We start from the raw sequence: 15,564 nt of genomic DNA, 5'->3' as shown, positions 1-15,564 counted from the left end.
TTACTTTAGCTTATTTTTTGAACTTATTTTTTCTTCTTCCTCTTCCATGAAAAGGATATAGATCGTCATCAGGATGACGCCTATCGTCAAACAGACATCCGCCACATTAAAAATCGGAAAATCGATGAAGTCCAGGCGGAACATATCCACTACGTATCCCAAACGCATCCGATCGATGAAATTGCCTAGCGCACCGCTCAAAAGAAAAGCGTAACTGATGCCCACGATTTTTTTGTCGAATCCTTGCTTGTGCGCATTATAGACCATCGCGCCCACGACAACAACGGTGATGATGAAGAAAAAGAACATCCTTCCTTCAAAAATACCCCAGGCAGCGCCCTCGTTCTGTATATAGAACAGGGACAAAATGCCCGGTAACACTTCCTTTACTTCGTGCAATGCAAAATTATTTACGATGGCAAGTTTGCTCCACTGGTCCAGGACCAACAGCAAGATGGCCAATATATAATAGATAATCATCCGATAGCCTCACTTATTCTGAAATTAACGTTTTTCCGTATCTTTTGCCTCTATCTATTGTAAACTAATTTTTCAAATTGTATAGTCATTGATTCCGGCATTTCCGCTTGCAGGCTCATTAATCATGGAATGTCCGACTCTTTTTTTAATGTATTTTTAACATTTTTCTGCATATATCGCAATCTACCTTGATAAATAATCGCCATTTTCGGTATAATGAAGATTGTATTGTTATATATCACGTAATAAAGGAGCTTGTTTATGTTGAGAGGTAAGAAGATTGCATTAGTTTTTGCCGGTGCACTGGCATTGTCAGCCTGTGCAGATCAAGTGAAAGAAACGACAGAGACAATCACCAAGATCAAAACCGAGGAAACCGAAATTGTTTCCCAATTGAATGAGCTGCAACAATTGGAGACCGCGTTACAGGAAACATTCGATGCATCGCTGGCCAGCGATGAAGAATTAAAAACTTTCAAAGATGGCTCAGCAGCCGTGTTCAGCAATCTTGAAGAGCGCCGCACTTTAGCTGATTCGATTGAAAGCGCTTTGGAAGGCTTGGCCGAGACAAAAACCGACTTCGTTGCATTCGACGAAGAAACCTTGCCGCTGGATCAGATGCAGGCGATCGGCGAAACGCTGGATTTGTTCAGCGAAAATTCATTGGCTTACCTAGCTGCCTATCGAGAAAGCTTGGATAAAGAAGAAGAATTGTTGACCGGCTTCGGAGCAGATGATGCCACTTTTGATACGTTCTTTGCGGGCATCGAAGCAATCAACCTAAGCGCCGAAACAAACCAAACCAACCTTGCTCCCGTCGCTGAGAATTTGACGACTTTGGATGCGCAATTGGTTGAATTGGAAGCAGCCATCGCCGCAATCGGCGAGGAAGCGTCCTCTTCTGCCGAGGCGTCCACAGCAGTCAGCGCATCTTCGGACAGTTCCGCTGCTGAGGATACAAAAAAGAAGGCTGAACCTGTCAGCTATGAATACCGCATCAATCCGGAGATTTCCACTGTTCAACCAATCGCTGAGGACGGCAACACCCAAGTCGCTTTGTTGACTTTCGACGATGCGCCGCAGCAACCGAACAGCTACACCGTGGAAATTGCCGAGACCGTGAAATCTAAAGAGGCAAATGCCATTTTCTTCGTGATGGGACAATTCCTTACGAACGAACAGGCCCGCGAAGACATCAAGACCGTCTATGATATGGGCTTCGAAATCGGGAACCATTCTTATTCGCATCCCGATTTCCAATCCTTGACCTATGATGAGCAATTGGAAGAAATCAAATCAACGAACGACCTGATCGAAGAGATCACCGGCGAGCGTCCGCGCTTCCTGCGTGCCCCTTACGGACAGTACAACGAAGACACCATCGCAATCGCCTCAGCGGAAGGCATGACGATCATGAACTGGACCTACGGCTATGACTGGGTGGAGGAATTCATGGAAGGCACTGCTTTAGCCGATGTCATGGTTAACTCGAAATACTTGGGAGACGGCGCGAACTTGCTGATGCATGATCGCCCATGGACAAACGACGCAATCGGCGCCATCATCGATGGCCTGCGCGCAAAAGATATCACAATCGTGGATCCGAATGTGATCGAATCGCCGGAACGGGAGGAAATGTAATGATGACCTATTTTAAACAGACACTCGCTGCAGCCAGTTTATTGTTTTTCCTGTCTGGTACGACAGTTGCATTGGCCAGTGAAACCGAAAGCTCTGCGGCCAACGACAGCGCAACTGCAGAATCAACAACAGCCACAAGTACGCTGACGCTGCGCCAAGGTGCCCTTTTGAAGACCCCTACGGCCAAGGAACTGCCGAAGAAATTTTTCTACGACAGCGGCGTCGAAATCGCCTATCCGGCTGACGGCGTCAAAGGGATCTACGTGACAGCCTACTCGGTCGGCTATGAAGAAAAATTCAACAAACTGATTGAGTACGTCGATTCGAACAATCTGAACGCGATGGTCATCGATATCAAGGACGACATGGGCGTCGTGACGGCTGATTTCAACTCGAAGGATAGCCACATCCAGGAAAATACGGAAGAGTATATCCCGGATATCGAAGAGCTGATGGACGTGATGGAAGAGAAACAGATCTATCCGATCGCCCGCATCGTTACCTTCAAGGACACCTTGTTGGCCAACGAGCAACCGGAAATGTCGTTCACAAACAGCGACGGCTCCGTCTGGGTCGCTTCCAACGGCGAATCGTTCATCAATCCGTTCCTGAAGCAGACTTGGGATTACGCAGTCAATGTCGGTATTGAAGCCGCTAAAGTCGGATTCAAGGAAGTCCAGTTCGACTATGTCCGCTTCCCGGAAGGATTCGAAGTTTGGGGCGATGACTTAAATTACGACATGGGCGACTATGCCGACTTGGAAATGACCGATGACCAGAAACGCGTGCAGGCCATCACCGACTTCACCGCTTATGCGAAAGAAAAACTGATGCCATACGGCGTGGACGTATCCGTTGATATCTTCGGCTATACCGCCTCTGTCGTCGAAGCGTCCGGCATCGGCCAGAACTTCCCGCAGATTTCCGAGAATGTCGATGTCATCTCCTCGATGATCTATCCGAGCCACTGGGGCACCGATTACTTCGGCATCTACAAGCCGGATCTGTACCCGTATGAACTGGTCGCCGAATACATAAAGGTCGAAAATGAGTTGCTTGCAACCCTTGAGACACCGCCTATCAGCCGACCGTGGCTGCAGGACTTCACCGCTTCCTACCTGGGTTCCGGGTTCTATCAAACCTACGGCAAAGCGCAAGTCGATGCGCAGGTTCAGGCGTTAGCCGATGCCGGCGTCAACGAGTTCCTGTTGTGGAACGCGCTGAATAACTATACTTATTAAAAATGGTCTAACGAAGGGGCTGTCTCGATGAGGCAGCCCCTTATTTGCGGTTTGGTGGAATACCCCGCCAAATTGGCTTTTGCGGGGAATCTCAGGTTCTCCGCGGACGTTTTACCCCGTCAAATGGGTTTTGACGGGGTATCTCGTGTTGCCCTTGGACATTTTACCCCGCCAAATGAGTTTTGGCGGGGTATCTCTGCGCATGAATGCAATTACCAGCTAAAAAGAGACTGTATCAAAACCAGAAAAACCTGTTCTGGTTCTGATACAGTCTCTTTGGCGCCATTATCGGCGCTTCTGCTGAAATAATCAAAGAAGGTCTATTCAGTAATATAGATTCCTACACAATTCGTGTCCCGTGCACTTCGGTGAATTCCAAAATTTTTTCAAGGTCTGCGAGATTGTCTTTCGTAATGCCGCCACCCGGCATGATCGTCATCTCTGGACTGATTTTCGCAAGTTCGGCAATGTGCGCTGCGTTATCGAAAATCGTGTTTTTTGTTGGACCGCCATGCGTCAAAATCCGTGTAAAACCAATTTCTACCAACCATAACAATGCGTCTCTTTGCTTATCTTCCGGTATTTCATCAAATGCCATATGGAAGGCAAGTTCGATTCCATTATCGATGGCTAACTTGGCGATTTCTTCCAAAAATGGTTTATCCAATTCTTTGGCTGCGGTTAAAGCTCCTACCGCTATACCATTGGAATGCAAGGCTATTATTTCTTCTAAATCTCGCATCATGATGACTTTTTCCATAATAGAATAAACAAAATCTCCGCCTCGTGGCCGCAGTATCACGATAATGGATACATCTTTGTCGGAACAATACTCCGTTGCCATTTTGATGACGCCACTACTTGGTGTTGTTCCCCCTACTGCCAAGTTGTCACAAAGTTCGATCCGTTTAACCCCACGCTTGATGACTCCCGGGACGTTCGTAAAATTTTCTACACATGCTTCTTTTAGCATTCTGTCACCTCATGTAATTTATCCTTGCTGGAAATTCGGCTGAGTATTTAGCGCTTACACCAATCCTTCTTTTTTCAGCACTTGCATGAGATCTAGTTTATTGTCAGCGACGACCTTCCGAATATCCAAGTGGATGCCCTTAAAGTTCAAGTACTCAAAAGCCTGAATATCGCGTTTATCCACCGCAACTGCGTTTGTGATCATCTTCTTACCATCTGAATAGCTCATACTGCCGATATTGACAGCATCAATTTGAACGCCCCTTTGCACGATCCGTGCGACATCGATAGGATTCGTAAACAAGAGCATCGCCCGAAATTGGTTATGCGCATCATCGAAGTAAATTTCGATGAATTTTTCCACTGGAATCACATTGACCTTTACGCCTGGTGGAGCGACCTGACGCAAGAGCGTCTTACGCAGATGATCCTGCGCCACCTCATCACTGATGACAATAATCCGCTCTGCTTTGCTTAGCTTTGTCCACACGGTTGCCACCTGTCCATGAATCAGACGATCATCGATTCGTACTAATCGAATATCCATTACCACTATAGAACCTCCTTAAATCGCTCATCCAGCAACCGTCAACCGTATGCACCTTGATTTCGCATCGCAATTCAGGATGCTTTCTTTTTGAACATGTGCTTGAAGGCATTCTTTAGAACATCGAAGAAACCCAATGATTGAACCATATGATCTGGGCTTACATAGATGCGGATCGCACGTAACACGTCCTTGGGATTTTTTGCTGAAAAAGTATATGTACCATCTTTCTTTGTTTGAAGCGCAAAACGTGGAATCCATTTTCCTTTGAACATCACGGATGCAAGGACATAATCAACCTCTTCCCATGGAATTTGAATGAACTTTCGTGGATCGCGATGATGATAAAATTCAAACGCTTGATCTCCAATCATAATTTTTCCATAGTCTGTTAACCCCATATAAGAAGTACCATCCACTACCATATCAACCTTTGCATTCAGGGATTCAACCATTGTATATGCTCCTCTCTCTTTTCGTCTGGTTTGAGTATAATATATACCCTTTGCTTTATACAAGAAAAAGTAAGGCTCAGGCAGATTTGCCTGAGCCTCACAATCAATTTTTCCGGATATCTGAAGACTACAGCAATCCGATCAGACGTCCGCCGATACCGACAACGAACAGTCCAAGAATGATCACGATTGGAGAAACTTTCTTCTTCAACAACCACATGCAAAGCAATGTCAACAGCAAAGCTGCCAAGCCAGGGATCAACTGATCCAAGTTATTTTGCAAAGTCGTTACTTTTGTATCAGTCAGCGACAAGCCTGACGTATACTGCGACAGGGCTTGCTGGATACCGGCAGTGCCGCTTGGCAGGTTTTCCCAATCGATAAAAGCACCTTCTGAGAGCTTCACTGAAGAAACGGTTGGAGCAAACGTGATGGATACCCAACGTTGCACCAAAGCTGCCAATACGAACATCCCAAGAATGGACGCTCCTTTTGTCAAATCTTGCAGTATGCCACCGGATAGATCCTCAGTGATTTTTGATCCAGCCTTATAGCCGAATTCTTGGGTATACCACATGAATCCCCAACGGATAGCGTTCCATGCAACAAAGAATAAGATAGGTCCTAAGATGTTTCCTGTTAAGGCCAAGGATGCACCTAAAGCTCCCAGAATTGGACGGACTGTAAACCAGAATACCGGATCACCGACACCAGCAAGAGGTCCCATCATTCCGACCTTTACACCTTGGATAGTAACATCATCTACTGGAGCTCCGTTTGCACGTTCTTCTTCCAAAGCCAGTGTTACTCCTAATACCGGAGATGCCACATATGGGTGTGTATTGAAGAATTCCAAGTGGCGTTTCAATGCTAAGACGCGATCTTCCTTTGCTGGATAAAGTTTTTTGATTGCTGGAATCATTGCGAAAGCCCAGCCGCCGTTTTGCATCCGTTCATAGTTCCATGATCCTTGAATGAAGGTGGAACGCCAAGCAACCGCTAGTCGATCTTTTTTAGTTAATACGAATTTTTTATCTACCGTATTTTGTGCCATGTTTGCAGTCTCCTTTCCTAATAGTCATTGAGTATCGAATCAAGTGGATCGCCAGTATTACCAGAACCGCCATTACCGGAACCGCCCATTTTAGAAAGGTTCAAGTAGATCAAGGCCATTGCAACACCTAGGGCTCCTAATGCGATCAACGTCAATTGAGATACAGCGGCAACAACGAAACCAATGACGAAGAATGGCCATACTTCTTTGGTGGCCATCATATTGATTACCATTGCATAACCAACGGCTACGACCATGCCGCCACCGATTGCCATTCCATCAGTCAACCAAACCGGCATTGATTCCAAGCCAGCCTTGACAGCGTCTGCTGGGATGAACAAAAGCAAAGCAGCAGGAATTGCAATCCGCAAACCTTGCATGGCAATTGCTCCAATTTGAAGCCATTCAATCTTGCGATAATCTCCTTCTTCTGCAGCTGCGTCCATCATATGAACAATCGGTACAGCAAGTGTACGAACGACCATCGTCAAGAACAATCCAGCTACAGCCAGAGGGATCGCAATGGCAATAGCGGAAGATACGCCATTTACACCTTGACCACCTAAAACCAAAATAATTGCAGATGCAACAGAAGCGAGTGCTGCGTCAGGTGCTACAGCGGCTCCGATGTTTGCCCAACCTAATGCGATCATCTGTAATGATCCTCCAAGAATAATACCAGCTTCAAGATTTCCTGTGACTAGGCCGATAAGTGTACATGCAACGAGCGGTTGATGGAATTGGAACTCATCCAAAATACCTTCCATACCGGCAAAGAATGCCACGATGATAACCAGAATAATAGAAACGACTGACATAATATACCTCCTCTTTTCTTGTTATGCCTTTGCTAATTCTTCTTTAGCTTTTTTCAGCAACGCATCCATTTTTTCCGATGAATCATTCGGAACTTTCCGGACATCAAATTTAACACCTTTTGTTTTCAATGCTTCAAATGCTTTCACATCTTCAGGCCCCATTGACAAGACCTTATTCACCACAACTTTGCCGACTGAGTGAGCCATTGACCCAACATTCAATTCCTCAATCTTCACGCCGCCTTCAATTACCCGAACGACATCTTGCACATTTTCAAAAAGCAAGAGGGCGTGGGTGTTACCAAAACGAGGATCTTTGGCAATTTCAATCATTTTTTTGATTGGAATCACATTGGCTTTGACTCCTGGAGGAGCCGCTTGCACGATGAGGTTTTTACGCAATTCGTCTCTTGAGACATCATCCGAAACCACAATGATCCGATTTGTTCCTGCTGATTTCGCCCACGTTGTTGCCACTTGTCCATGAAGCAACCGTGAATCCAACCGAACTAAAGATAACTTGATTTTGCCATCGCCAACGACTGTCCCTGCGGGAAGGCTGCCTTTTGGTTGTTGCACCACGGAAGCCGCTTCCATTTTCTTCGGCTCAAGACTTTCTGGCTTCGCTCTTACGCCATCCTTCGCTGCTGGAAGAATTTGTGCAGCAATCTTTTGTGCTGAGTCCATGCTCAGACGTGCAGCATACGCTTCGATGACCATCGGAAGGTTCATTCCGGCGATAATCGCCCATGTGTCTTTATGTGCTTCAAAAAGACTGTTGGCTTGATTGAACGGTGTACCGCCCCATAAGTCGACTAAGAACAACACTTCCTCTGGGTTGTCAAAGGATGCGACGGCCTCTTGCATCTTTGCTTTGACATCGTCAGGTCCTTCGCTAGGCGCCAAGGTCACTGCTTTGACATTTTCTTGTTCGCCGAAAATCATCGAAGCAGATTGCAGAATGCCTTCAGCGAAATTCCCGTGACTTGCTAGGATAATTCCTACCATTTGTATACCTCCTATTGAATATATTTTGTGACTGTTTGGATAAATAGCTTGGTAGGCCATTTCCCACACACTAAACTATTAGCAAAAAGCGTGCCAACTTAGTGTATGGCTCATTTTACTGGAGAAAAACACATAAAAAATACACTAAAACACACAGTGTTTTAGTGTATCGCTCTTTGTTCGCCATTAGTGTATGAAACACTGTATCATTACTCTTGATAGGCCAGCAATTGCTGCAGATAGTATACTTCATCTTTCGGCATTTCAATTTGAAAGGTGCGGCTCATGAGATTTAAGGACTGTTCCAGCTGCTTAAATGTTTCTGTCTGTTCAGCCATTTCCAATTCTTCTCGCGGTGCAATCAACGTATCTTGGCGCAGAGACCGCTCAAACATGCCCGCGATGTGCATCAAAAGATTGATTACTTGGGAATAATTTTCTTCATTTTTCAACAAGGAACGACTAAACTTCCATAAGGGTTCGATCAGTTTTTGCGGATTCAAGAAAGTAAAGCTTTCCGTCATGTATTCCACGCATACCTGCTTTGCCTTTTCCAACGTCAACTCACCATCATCATAGGATTCGGACTCTTCCACTAAATAGTCCAATACTTTTTCGGCATCTCCATTGAAAAAATGTTCCATCGGAATGTAGACGGCATCGATTTTTGGTTTGACGATTCCTGTTGTTGCAAGGATTTCATACTCCTGTTGCAAGTTTGCCAGCTGCTCATCCATCTCGATCACGGAAATCGGCAGTACCTCGATTTCCACATCAAAATATTTCTCTAAATGCCTGTCGATGAGCTCTTTCATCTTTTGCGCTGTTCCTTCACCTGAAGCGCAGATCGCAATGATTGCCTTTTTGCGCATTAAAGTGAGCCCGTTCTCTTCTCTCGTGGTCTCACTGCTGCCTGCATATCCACGAAAAGATTGAAGCGAGCGATAAATTTCATCCAGTGTCGTTTCAACAAGATCCGTCTTGCGTACCGTCTCCAAAACGATCGGGGTCGTGACCATATCGATCGTTTTGACCTCGATGCCTGTTTTTTCGGTGATTTTTTCCGAAAAGGTCGTCAGCGAGCCCATATCGACCAACAAAATGACGCCGCTCCCGCGATCGATTTCCTGGACACAATGAATAATTTTTTCGAGTGCCACTTGGGGCTTCATCTCAAGCGGCATATCCACAGCGCGAATATTGTCGACCCCCAACAATGTCGTCACAACCTCCGCCATGCTCGTTGCTGTACTCCTGCCATGGGCTGCAACCACAACACCCACTCGCCCTGTGACCTTGTCTTGCTTTAATGAAACGAGCAGCAACGTCAGGTAATAAGTCTCCACCTCAGGGATTTTAATGCTGTATTCTTTTTGCAACTCCTGCTTCATCCATTGCGCGACCGCAAACTCCTGGGGATAATCTTCCACCATATTTTTGATGCTTGCATGGAGCGTCCGGTTGCTTTCGCCTAATTGGATCCGTTTTAAAAACGAACTGATATGAAGACTCATCGCATAGATAAAATTCCGTTGGAAGTGATAATCCAAATGATCTTGCGCATACGCAAACATCTCTTTGGCGAAGCGAATAATTCTTTGATCAATGATTTCGGAAAGCTTTTTCTCCGTGTCAAAGGTCAAACCCGTATCCCGATAAAAAGACTTCAGATGGACATTGATATCGGTCGTAATGAAATGGTTGATGGCTTCCTGATCAAGCCCCTCTTCGCGCAGCAGCGCAGCTTTATTCCCAATAATTTCGTATAAATTATAAGGAAGCTCATAGGAATCGCTTATCAACGTGCTTTGCGCTCCTTCATTCGGCACCATTGTCAACACGGGCTCCAGTATCCGAGTGAGTTCATTCAAGCGTTCGCGATGATTGTTCGCCAGATTGAGCAGGCCGTTTTGGATCTCCGGTGTAAGCTCGTCCAGCGTGATCGATATTTCACTGGAATTCATATAGTTCAAAAAGGCCCGCGCACAAACAAGCTGGACATTCGATTTCAGCTGCCCGACATTGCCGTAGGTCACGCTGCCGATCAAAGCCTTTACTGCATCCTCTTTCACATGGATACTTCTTTGGATGCGATTGGCTTCGATCGCGATCATACGCTTCAACAGATCCACCTGCTCCACAACCGGACGCTCCGAAAACTGCGGCAATTTAATGACGATCGGAATGCGTCGCACAAAAGTCTGGAGCAGACTCGAAGCGGGATCTTCCGTCGTTGCACAAACAAGACGGACATTGACTTTATTGGCTTTATCGGTTTCTCCTAAGCGATTATAGGTGCCATGATCGAGAAGGTAAAAAATCATTTCCTGGCCTTCAGGCGGCAGGCGGTGCACTTCGTCCATAAAGAGCATGCCGCCATCCGCCCGTTGAATCAACCCGTCCGTCGTTTCCGTCGCTCCTGTAAAAGCACCCTTGCGATACCCAAACAAATGAGCCATCAATAATTCGGGATTGTGTGCATAGTCAGCACAATTGAACACAACCAGCTCCTTATCAGCTGCAACAACTTGATTTTCTTGCGCGAAACGAAACATCGCATGTGCAAAAAAGGTTTTCCCGCTTCCTGTCGGTCCAGTGATCAAGCAGCTTAACCCCTTCGGTGGATAGAGGATTGCCGCCTTCGCCTGATCAACTTGCGTCCGCATACTGTCATTTGACCCGATTACATTCGCAAAGACCTCTTTATTTTTTTCACGGATACCCACATTATTTCCTTTTTGAGCTGCAGGAACACGAGAACTTCCAGAAGCAAGCACGCGCGTTCCGCTGCTTGGCATTGCTGTTGGCTCGGGTTGGTTTTCCTTATTCGAGTACCGCTTATTATGTGGTGGATTCTGCAATTCCAAAGAATGGTCCGCATATCTGACCGGCCTTCCAGAGGATTTGATCAGCTTTCCCTGACGCACGAGCTCATTTAAGTCGCTGCTTGCATTGGCCCGTTTGATCTGGAACTGCATCACGACTTCCTGAGTCGTCACGCCTTCGTTCTCTTGCTCAAAGGCAACTTCTGTCCACTCCTGTGAGCGGATTTTGACATACTCATAGATTCGGTCGATTCGTTTCATCTAGGATGCCTCCTTTTCCTTAATCATTCTAAAAATACCATAGTCCCGCAAAAAACGAAAGCGGATACTTACGAAAAGTGCCGTTCCACAGCCTCTTCTTTTTCAAAAGGTGATTTCCTGGGTGGTGGGTACTGCTGAAGCCGAAATTATCGAATGCAGGCAGTATATTCGACAATTTTATTGCGAAGCAAGGCAAAATTGTCGAATGTTGGAAGACATCCGACAATTTGATCCCTGTTCGAGACGAAATTATCGAATGTAAGCAGCACATTCGACAATTCGCCGCTCCCCACCGCATAGCATGGTATCGAAAAAAGTATTGTATCTCTTGACGGAAACCAAGGATGCTATAGTCCCGAATGAAACGAAAGAAGAAGCTTACGAGAAGTGCCGTTCCACAGCCGCCTCTTTTCAATAACAGCTGTCAAAACGCTACACCACCGCTCGCGCTACTATTCTGCAATCAAAACATTTGAACCACAGCCATATTTGTAATACAATGTACATACAAGGGAGTGGTCATAATGAGCACCATATCATTACGCATGGATGAAGAAGAAGAAAAATTGATCAAAGAATATGCGAAAGCCAAAAACATTACGATTTCTGCACTCTTCAGGAATGCAGTATTGGAAAAAATCGAAGACGAAATCGATCTGGAACTCTACCACGCCGCCATGAAACAACACAAAGAGAACCCTCAAGTTCTTTCTTTCGATGAAATGATGGAGGAATTAGATTTCTGATGGCTTCATACAAAGTGGTGTTTGAGAGCAATGCACAAAAGACACTGAAGAAAATGGATCGCTTTCAAGCGCAAATCATCCTTTCTTGGATCAAAAAGAATCTGGTGGATACGGAGAATCCCAGACAGCACGGAAAAGGACTTGTCGCGAATCATTCCGGTGAATGGCGTTATCGGATCGGCGACTACCGTCTGATTGCAGACATAGATGATGATACGATCACTATTTTGATTCTGGAAATCGGCCACCGGAAAGACATCTACAAATAACAGCAAAAGGTGCAGCACCCCTTGACGGAAACCAAGGGTGTTGCACTTTTTGCTGTTGACGGTATCGTCCTGGGTTCAGCTAAGGCCTAAATTGTCGGATGCAGGCAGGATATTCGACAATTTTATTGCAACGCAAGGCGAAATTATCGAATGTTGGAAGACATCCGACAATTTGACCCCTGAGCGAGCCGAAATTGTCGAATGTAGTCAGCATATTCGACAATTCGCATCCACCTTACAAAATAGCGATATAATGAATTGCAAAATAATTAATTTAATTCTGAAAATACTTCTTACACACATCCAATTTTTGTGATACCATGGTTGACGTTGCACAAAAATAGAAGGAGTGTTTATATGCCCACAAACAAAAAAGAAGGAATTATTTTTACGACGATAATGTGCTTTATGATGGTGTTAGGAATGAGTATGTACAATCTGCTGTTACATGACAAATTAGCTCTTATACCACTTGCGGTAGGCTTAGTACCAGGTTTTGTTGTTGCCTTTATTTTGGACGTATTCGTTGTAGGAGTGATCGCAAAGAAAATTGCTTTCCAACTGCCCATCAATAAAGGAAGCAAGTTGCAGTTGATTTTGACAATCTCCAGTTTGATGGTCCTAGGGATGGTTACTTGCATGTCCTTATTCGGTGTTCTTATGGAAGGCGGCATCCCGGATGATTTATGGGCAGCCTATAGCGAAGCTTGGAGAATGAATGTTATTGTCGCTTTGCCTTTGCAATTATTGGTGGTTGGACCGATTTCCCGGACAATTCTTGGTAACATCCAAGCCAATAGTCAGCTCGTAGTAGAATAAGTAAATAAAGAGGCTGTATCAAAACCAGGGTTACAAATCTGGTGCTGATACAGCCTCTTCTGTTTATCTTAATTCATATGGGAAACTTCTTTGAGAACAGCGTTTTATACCAAATGGAATAGATGAGCCAAGAAGGTAGTCAGCATTAACGTTCCAATCCCCATCACAGTGGGCACTAAGAAGGATATCCAAGTCCATTTACTGCTTTTCGTTTCTTGATAGATCGTGAATAAGGTTGTGGAACAGGGCCAATGATAAATTGTGAACAGAATCGTGTTCGCTGCCGTCAACCACGTCCAACCATTATCTAAAAGAAGTTGCTTGAACTGATCTAATGAATCAAATTCAAAGAGCGTTGATTTGCTCAAGTACCCCATCACCATAATCGGAATGACAATTTCATTCGCAGGGAATCCCAGAATGAAGGCCATCAAGATGGTTCCATCCAGGCCCATTAAACGGGCAAATGGATCAATCACATTTGTTACCAAACTTAATATGCTGCTGTCACCAATCATGATATTGGCCATCATCCAAATAACTAACCCAGCTGGCGCTGCTACTATGATTGCACGCCACAAAACAAATAAGGTTCTGTCAAAAATAGAGCGAACGATTACCGAGCCGATTTGCGGCTTGCGATAAGGTGGTAATTCCAACGTGAATGAGGAAGGGACACCTTTTAAAATTGTCTTAGAGAGCAATTGCGAAATCCAAAAAGTGGTTAATACTCCCAAAATGACGGTGGCCGCCAAGAAAATAGCAGAAAGTAAACCATTCCCCAAACTGACGGAACTTCCGACAAAAAACATGGTGATGATTGAAATCAAGATCGGAAAACGCCCGTTGCAGGGAACAAAATTATTCGTAACGATCGCAATCAATTTTTCTCTAGGCGAGTTGATGATCCGTGTCCCTACCACGCCTGCCGCATTGCAACCAAAACCCATACACATGGTCAGCGCTTGTTTCCCGCAAGCCCCTGCTTTTGCAAAATTTTTATCCAAGTTAAAAGCTACACGCGGCAGATACCCAAAATCTTCCAACAACGTAAATAATGGAAAAAAAATTGCCATTGGCGGTAGCATAACCGAGATGACCGTTGAAAGTACATTATAAATGCCATCAATCAAAGCACCTCGCAACCATTCAGGCATTTGAATGTAAGAAGCGAATTGGTTCAGATAACCACCAATCACGGAAAACAAATTGGCTATAGCGTTTGAGGGCACATTGGCTCCTTGGATTGTTAACCAGAAAATGATGATCAATAACAGAATCATAATCGGAAGTCCGGTCATTCTTTGCGTCAGGATCTGATCTAGTTTGCGGTCACCGCGATTGTAATCTTCATCAGTGAATTCCACGACATCATTAGCGATAACGGTAGCGCGATCCAACAAGGCTTTCGTATTTTCCTCCTGATTGCCTTCTAAACTGACTAAAGCCTCTTTCATATAAGGATTCATTTTAACTTCCCCAGCCACGACTTTCGCTAAAGTGGCCATTAAATCATCCAGCCCTTCGGTTTGACGCGCTGCGGTGGCAATTACTGGCACTCCCAGCAAAGATTGCAGTTTTTCAATATCAACGACTATGCCTTTTTTCCGTGCCTCATCGATCAAGTTGACACAAACCACTACTTTATCGGTAATTTGCATAATTTGTAGGACTAAGTTTAAACTGCGTTCCAATGATGTTGCATCACACACACAAATAGTCGCTTCGGATAGGTCCGATTGAATGAATGCTTGCGCTACTTCCTCTTCTTCGGAATTGGACGAAAGCGAATAGGTTCCGGGCAAATCCACCAAGCAATAATATTTGCCTTTAGTTTCCGTTATGCCTTCCGCTAAACCTACTGTTTTCCCGGGCCAATTACCTGTATGTTGCTTTAAACCAGTCAACTGATTAAAAACCGTACTTTTCCCAACGTTCGGATTTCCTGCTAAGGTGATGACGTGACCATTTTTTTCATTTTGCAGTACGAATGCATCCGCCATATTAGCCCTCCTCCACTTTTACCTGTATATATTTTGCATCTTCATCCCGGATTGCGATTACTGTCCCACGTACTTCGTAAGCTTTGGGATCCTGCTTGGGACTGAGCAGCACCAATTTGACTGCCCCGCCTGGGTAAAAACCCAAATCCATTAGGCGTTGCTGCATTTTCGGATCCGGATGAGAAACTTCCGTCACGACTGCGGGTTCACTTCTGACTAGTTTAGATAATTCCATCACAAATCACTCTTCCTTTTTAGGTTATTCCTTTTTAATAGCATGTGCTCGTTTCTATGTAATGCCATAATAATAGCGATAAGCTAATCTTTACTGTATGATGCCCTGCCCCAAAATATTTTTAGGTACACCTAAACTACATCTCGTATTATACTTTAAAATTAATTATTTACAAGGTGAAATTTCACAC

At 44.9% G+C, this 15,564-nt stretch carries 15 protein-coding genes; 5 read left to right on the top strand and 10 right to left on the bottom strand.

Annotated features, from left to right (window positions below; all coding sequences use genetic code 11):
* Complete coding sequence (gene lspA, locus C8U37_RS06975; RefSeq protein ID WP_086627934.1) at positions 1–480, bottom strand: signal peptidase II; 480 nt, start codon at positions 478–480, stop codon at positions 1–3.
* Between the two features lie 261 nt (positions 481–741).
* Here lspA and C8U37_RS06970 point away from each other — a divergent pair, with 261 nt between their 5' ends.
* Together C8U37_RS06970 and C8U37_RS06965 are read left to right on the top strand one after the other, a co-directional pair.
* Complete coding sequence (locus C8U37_RS06970; protein WP_108032543.1) at positions 742–2,121, top strand: polysaccharide deacetylase family protein; 1,380 nt, start codon at positions 742–744, stop codon at positions 2,119–2,121.
* Entirely contained in the window at positions 2,121–3,362 is a 1,242-nt protein-coding gene (locus C8U37_RS06965; protein WP_245879780.1) for a putative glycoside hydrolase, read from the top strand. Before C8U37_RS06970 ends, C8U37_RS06965 begins: the two co-directional genes overlap by 1 nt.
* A 340-nt stretch (positions 3,363–3,702) precedes the next feature.
* On the opposite strand, the gene C8U37_RS06955 is transcribed toward C8U37_RS06965, so the two are convergent.
* The 7 genes from C8U37_RS06955 to C8U37_RS06925 all read right to left on the bottom strand — a co-directional run bounded on the left by C8U37_RS06955 (position 3,703) and on the right by C8U37_RS06925 (position 11,302).
* Positions 3,703–4,335, bottom strand: a complete 633-nt coding sequence (locus C8U37_RS06955) for a copper homeostasis protein CutC (protein ID WP_108032541.1) — start codon at positions 4,333–4,335, stop codon at positions 3,703–3,705.
* A gap of 54 nt (positions 4,336–4,389) precedes the next feature.
* Positions 4,390–4,887: a mannose/fructose/sorbose PTS transporter subunit IIB gene (locus tag C8U37_RS06950; RefSeq protein ID WP_170100213.1), complete on the bottom strand. Its 498-nt coding sequence runs from the start codon at positions 4,885–4,887 to the stop codon at positions 4,390–4,392.
* A 68-nt stretch (positions 4,888–4,955) separates the two neighbouring features.
* Complete coding sequence (locus C8U37_RS06945) at positions 4,956–5,336, bottom strand: DUF956 family protein (protein WP_108032540.1); 381 nt, start codon at positions 5,334–5,336, stop codon at positions 4,956–4,958.
* A gap of 127 nt (positions 5,337–5,463) precedes the next feature.
* Positions 5,464–6,390, bottom strand: coding sequence for a PTS system mannose/fructose/sorbose family transporter subunit IID (locus C8U37_RS06940; protein WP_108032539.1), 927 nt, complete (start codon positions 6,388–6,390; stop codon positions 5,464–5,466).
* A gap of 17 nt (positions 6,391–6,407) precedes the next feature.
* Positions 6,408–7,208, bottom strand: coding sequence for a PTS mannose/fructose/sorbose transporter subunit IIC (locus C8U37_RS06935; protein WP_108032538.1), 801 nt, complete (start codon positions 7,206–7,208; stop codon positions 6,408–6,410).
* 21 nt (positions 7,209–7,229) lie between these two features.
* Positions 7,230–8,216, bottom strand: a complete 987-nt coding sequence (locus tag C8U37_RS06930; protein ID WP_108032537.1) for a mannose/fructose/sorbose PTS transporter subunit IIA — start codon at positions 8,214–8,216, stop codon at positions 7,230–7,232.
* A 209-nt stretch (positions 8,217–8,425) separates the two neighbouring features.
* Positions 8,426–11,302, bottom strand: a complete 2,877-nt coding sequence (locus C8U37_RS06925; RefSeq protein WP_108032536.1) for a sigma-54-dependent transcriptional regulator — start codon at positions 11,300–11,302, stop codon at positions 8,426–8,428.
* 524 nt (positions 11,303–11,826) lie between these two features.
* Here C8U37_RS06925 and relB point away from each other — a divergent pair.
* The 3 genes from relB (at position 11,827) to C8U37_RS06905 (ending at position 13,136) form a co-directional block, all read left to right on the top strand.
* Positions 11,827–12,048, top strand: coding sequence for a type II toxin-antitoxin system RelB family antitoxin (relB, locus tag C8U37_RS06920; RefSeq protein WP_108032535.1), 222 nt, complete (start codon positions 11,827–11,829; stop codon positions 12,046–12,048).
* Positions 12,048–12,317, top strand: a complete 270-nt coding sequence (locus tag C8U37_RS06915; protein ID WP_108032534.1) for a type II toxin-antitoxin system RelE family toxin — start codon at positions 12,048–12,050, stop codon at positions 12,315–12,317. The genes relB and C8U37_RS06915 overlap by 1 nt, the downstream gene beginning before the upstream one ends.
* A 357-nt stretch (positions 12,318–12,674) precedes the next feature.
* On the top strand, positions 12,675–13,136 hold the full coding sequence (locus C8U37_RS06905; protein ID WP_108032532.1) for a DUF2798 domain-containing protein: 462 nt from the start codon (positions 12,675–12,677) through the stop codon (positions 13,134–13,136).
* 104 nt (positions 13,137–13,240) lie between these two features.
* On the opposite strand, the gene feoB is transcribed toward C8U37_RS06905, so the two are convergent.
* The gene (gene feoB, locus C8U37_RS06900) at positions 13,241–15,139 is read right to left on the bottom strand and encodes a ferrous iron transporter B (RefSeq protein ID WP_108032531.1); all 1,899 of its coding nucleotides are present in this window, start codon (positions 15,137–15,139) and stop codon (positions 13,241–13,243) included.
* Position 15,140: 1 nt separating this feature from the next.
* The gene (locus tag C8U37_RS06895; protein WP_108032530.1) at positions 15,141–15,374 is read right to left on the bottom strand and encodes a FeoA family protein; all 234 of its coding nucleotides are present in this window, start codon (positions 15,372–15,374) and stop codon (positions 15,141–15,143) included.
* Between the last annotated feature and the right edge of the window lie 190 nt (positions 15,375–15,564).

The sequence above is a fragment of the Trichococcus patagoniensis genome (assembly GCF_003051085.1).
Taxonomy (GTDB): domain Bacteria; phylum Bacillota; class Bacilli; order Lactobacillales; family Aerococcaceae; genus Trichococcus; species Trichococcus patagoniensis.
Note: the sequence above shows the minus strand (reverse complement) of the source record. Positions and strands in the feature narration are given on the sequence as shown.

What these genes read in the sequence shown, in the direction of transcription:
- lspA (WP_086627934.1), bottom strand. Translation starts at nt 480, where the DNA reads ATGATTATCTATTATATATTGGCCATCTTGCTGTTGGTCCTGGACCAG.
- C8U37_RS06970 (WP_108032543.1), top strand. Translation starts at nt 742, where the DNA reads ATGTTGAGAGGTAAGAAGATTGCATTAGTTTTTGCCGGTGCACTGGCA.
- C8U37_RS06965 (WP_245879780.1), top strand. Translation starts at nt 2,121, where the DNA reads ATGATGACCTATTTTAAACAGACACTCGCTGCAGCCAGTTTATTGTTT.
- C8U37_RS06955 (WP_108032541.1), bottom strand. Translation starts at nt 4,335, where the DNA reads ATGCTAAAAGAAGCATGTGTAGAAAATTTTACGAACGTCCCGGGAGTC.
- C8U37_RS06945 (WP_108032540.1), bottom strand. Translation starts at nt 5,336, where the DNA reads ATGGTTGAATCCCTGAATGCAAAGGTTGATATGGTAGTGGATGGTACT.
- C8U37_RS06940 (WP_108032539.1), bottom strand. Translation starts at nt 6,390, where the DNA reads ATGGCACAAAATACGGTAGATAAAAAATTCGTATTAACTAAAAAAGAT.
- C8U37_RS06935 (WP_108032538.1), bottom strand. Translation starts at nt 7,208, where the DNA reads ATGTCAGTCGTTTCTATTATTCTGGTTATCATCGTGGCATTCTTTGCC.
- C8U37_RS06930 (WP_108032537.1), bottom strand. Translation starts at nt 8,216, where the DNA reads ATGGTAGGAATTATCCTAGCAAGTCACGGGAATTTCGCTGAAGGCATT.
- C8U37_RS06925 (WP_108032536.1), bottom strand. Translation starts at nt 11,302, where the DNA reads ATGAAACGAATCGACCGAATCTATGAGTATGTCAAAATCCGCTCACAG.
- relB (WP_108032535.1), top strand. Translation starts at nt 11,827, where the DNA reads ATGAGCACCATATCATTACGCATGGATGAAGAAGAAGAAAAATTGATC.
- C8U37_RS06915 (WP_108032534.1), top strand. Translation starts at nt 12,048, where the DNA reads ATGGCTTCATACAAAGTGGTGTTTGAGAGCAATGCACAAAAGACACTG.
- C8U37_RS06905 (WP_108032532.1), top strand. Translation starts at nt 12,675, where the DNA reads ATGCCCACAAACAAAAAAGAAGGAATTATTTTTACGACGATAATGTGC.
- feoB (WP_108032531.1), bottom strand. Translation starts at nt 15,139, where the DNA reads ATGGCGGATGCATTCGTACTGCAAAATGAAAAAAATGGTCACGTCATC.
- C8U37_RS06895 (WP_108032530.1), bottom strand. Translation starts at nt 15,374, where the DNA reads ATGGAATTATCTAAACTAGTCAGAAGTGAACCCGCAGTCGTGACGGAA.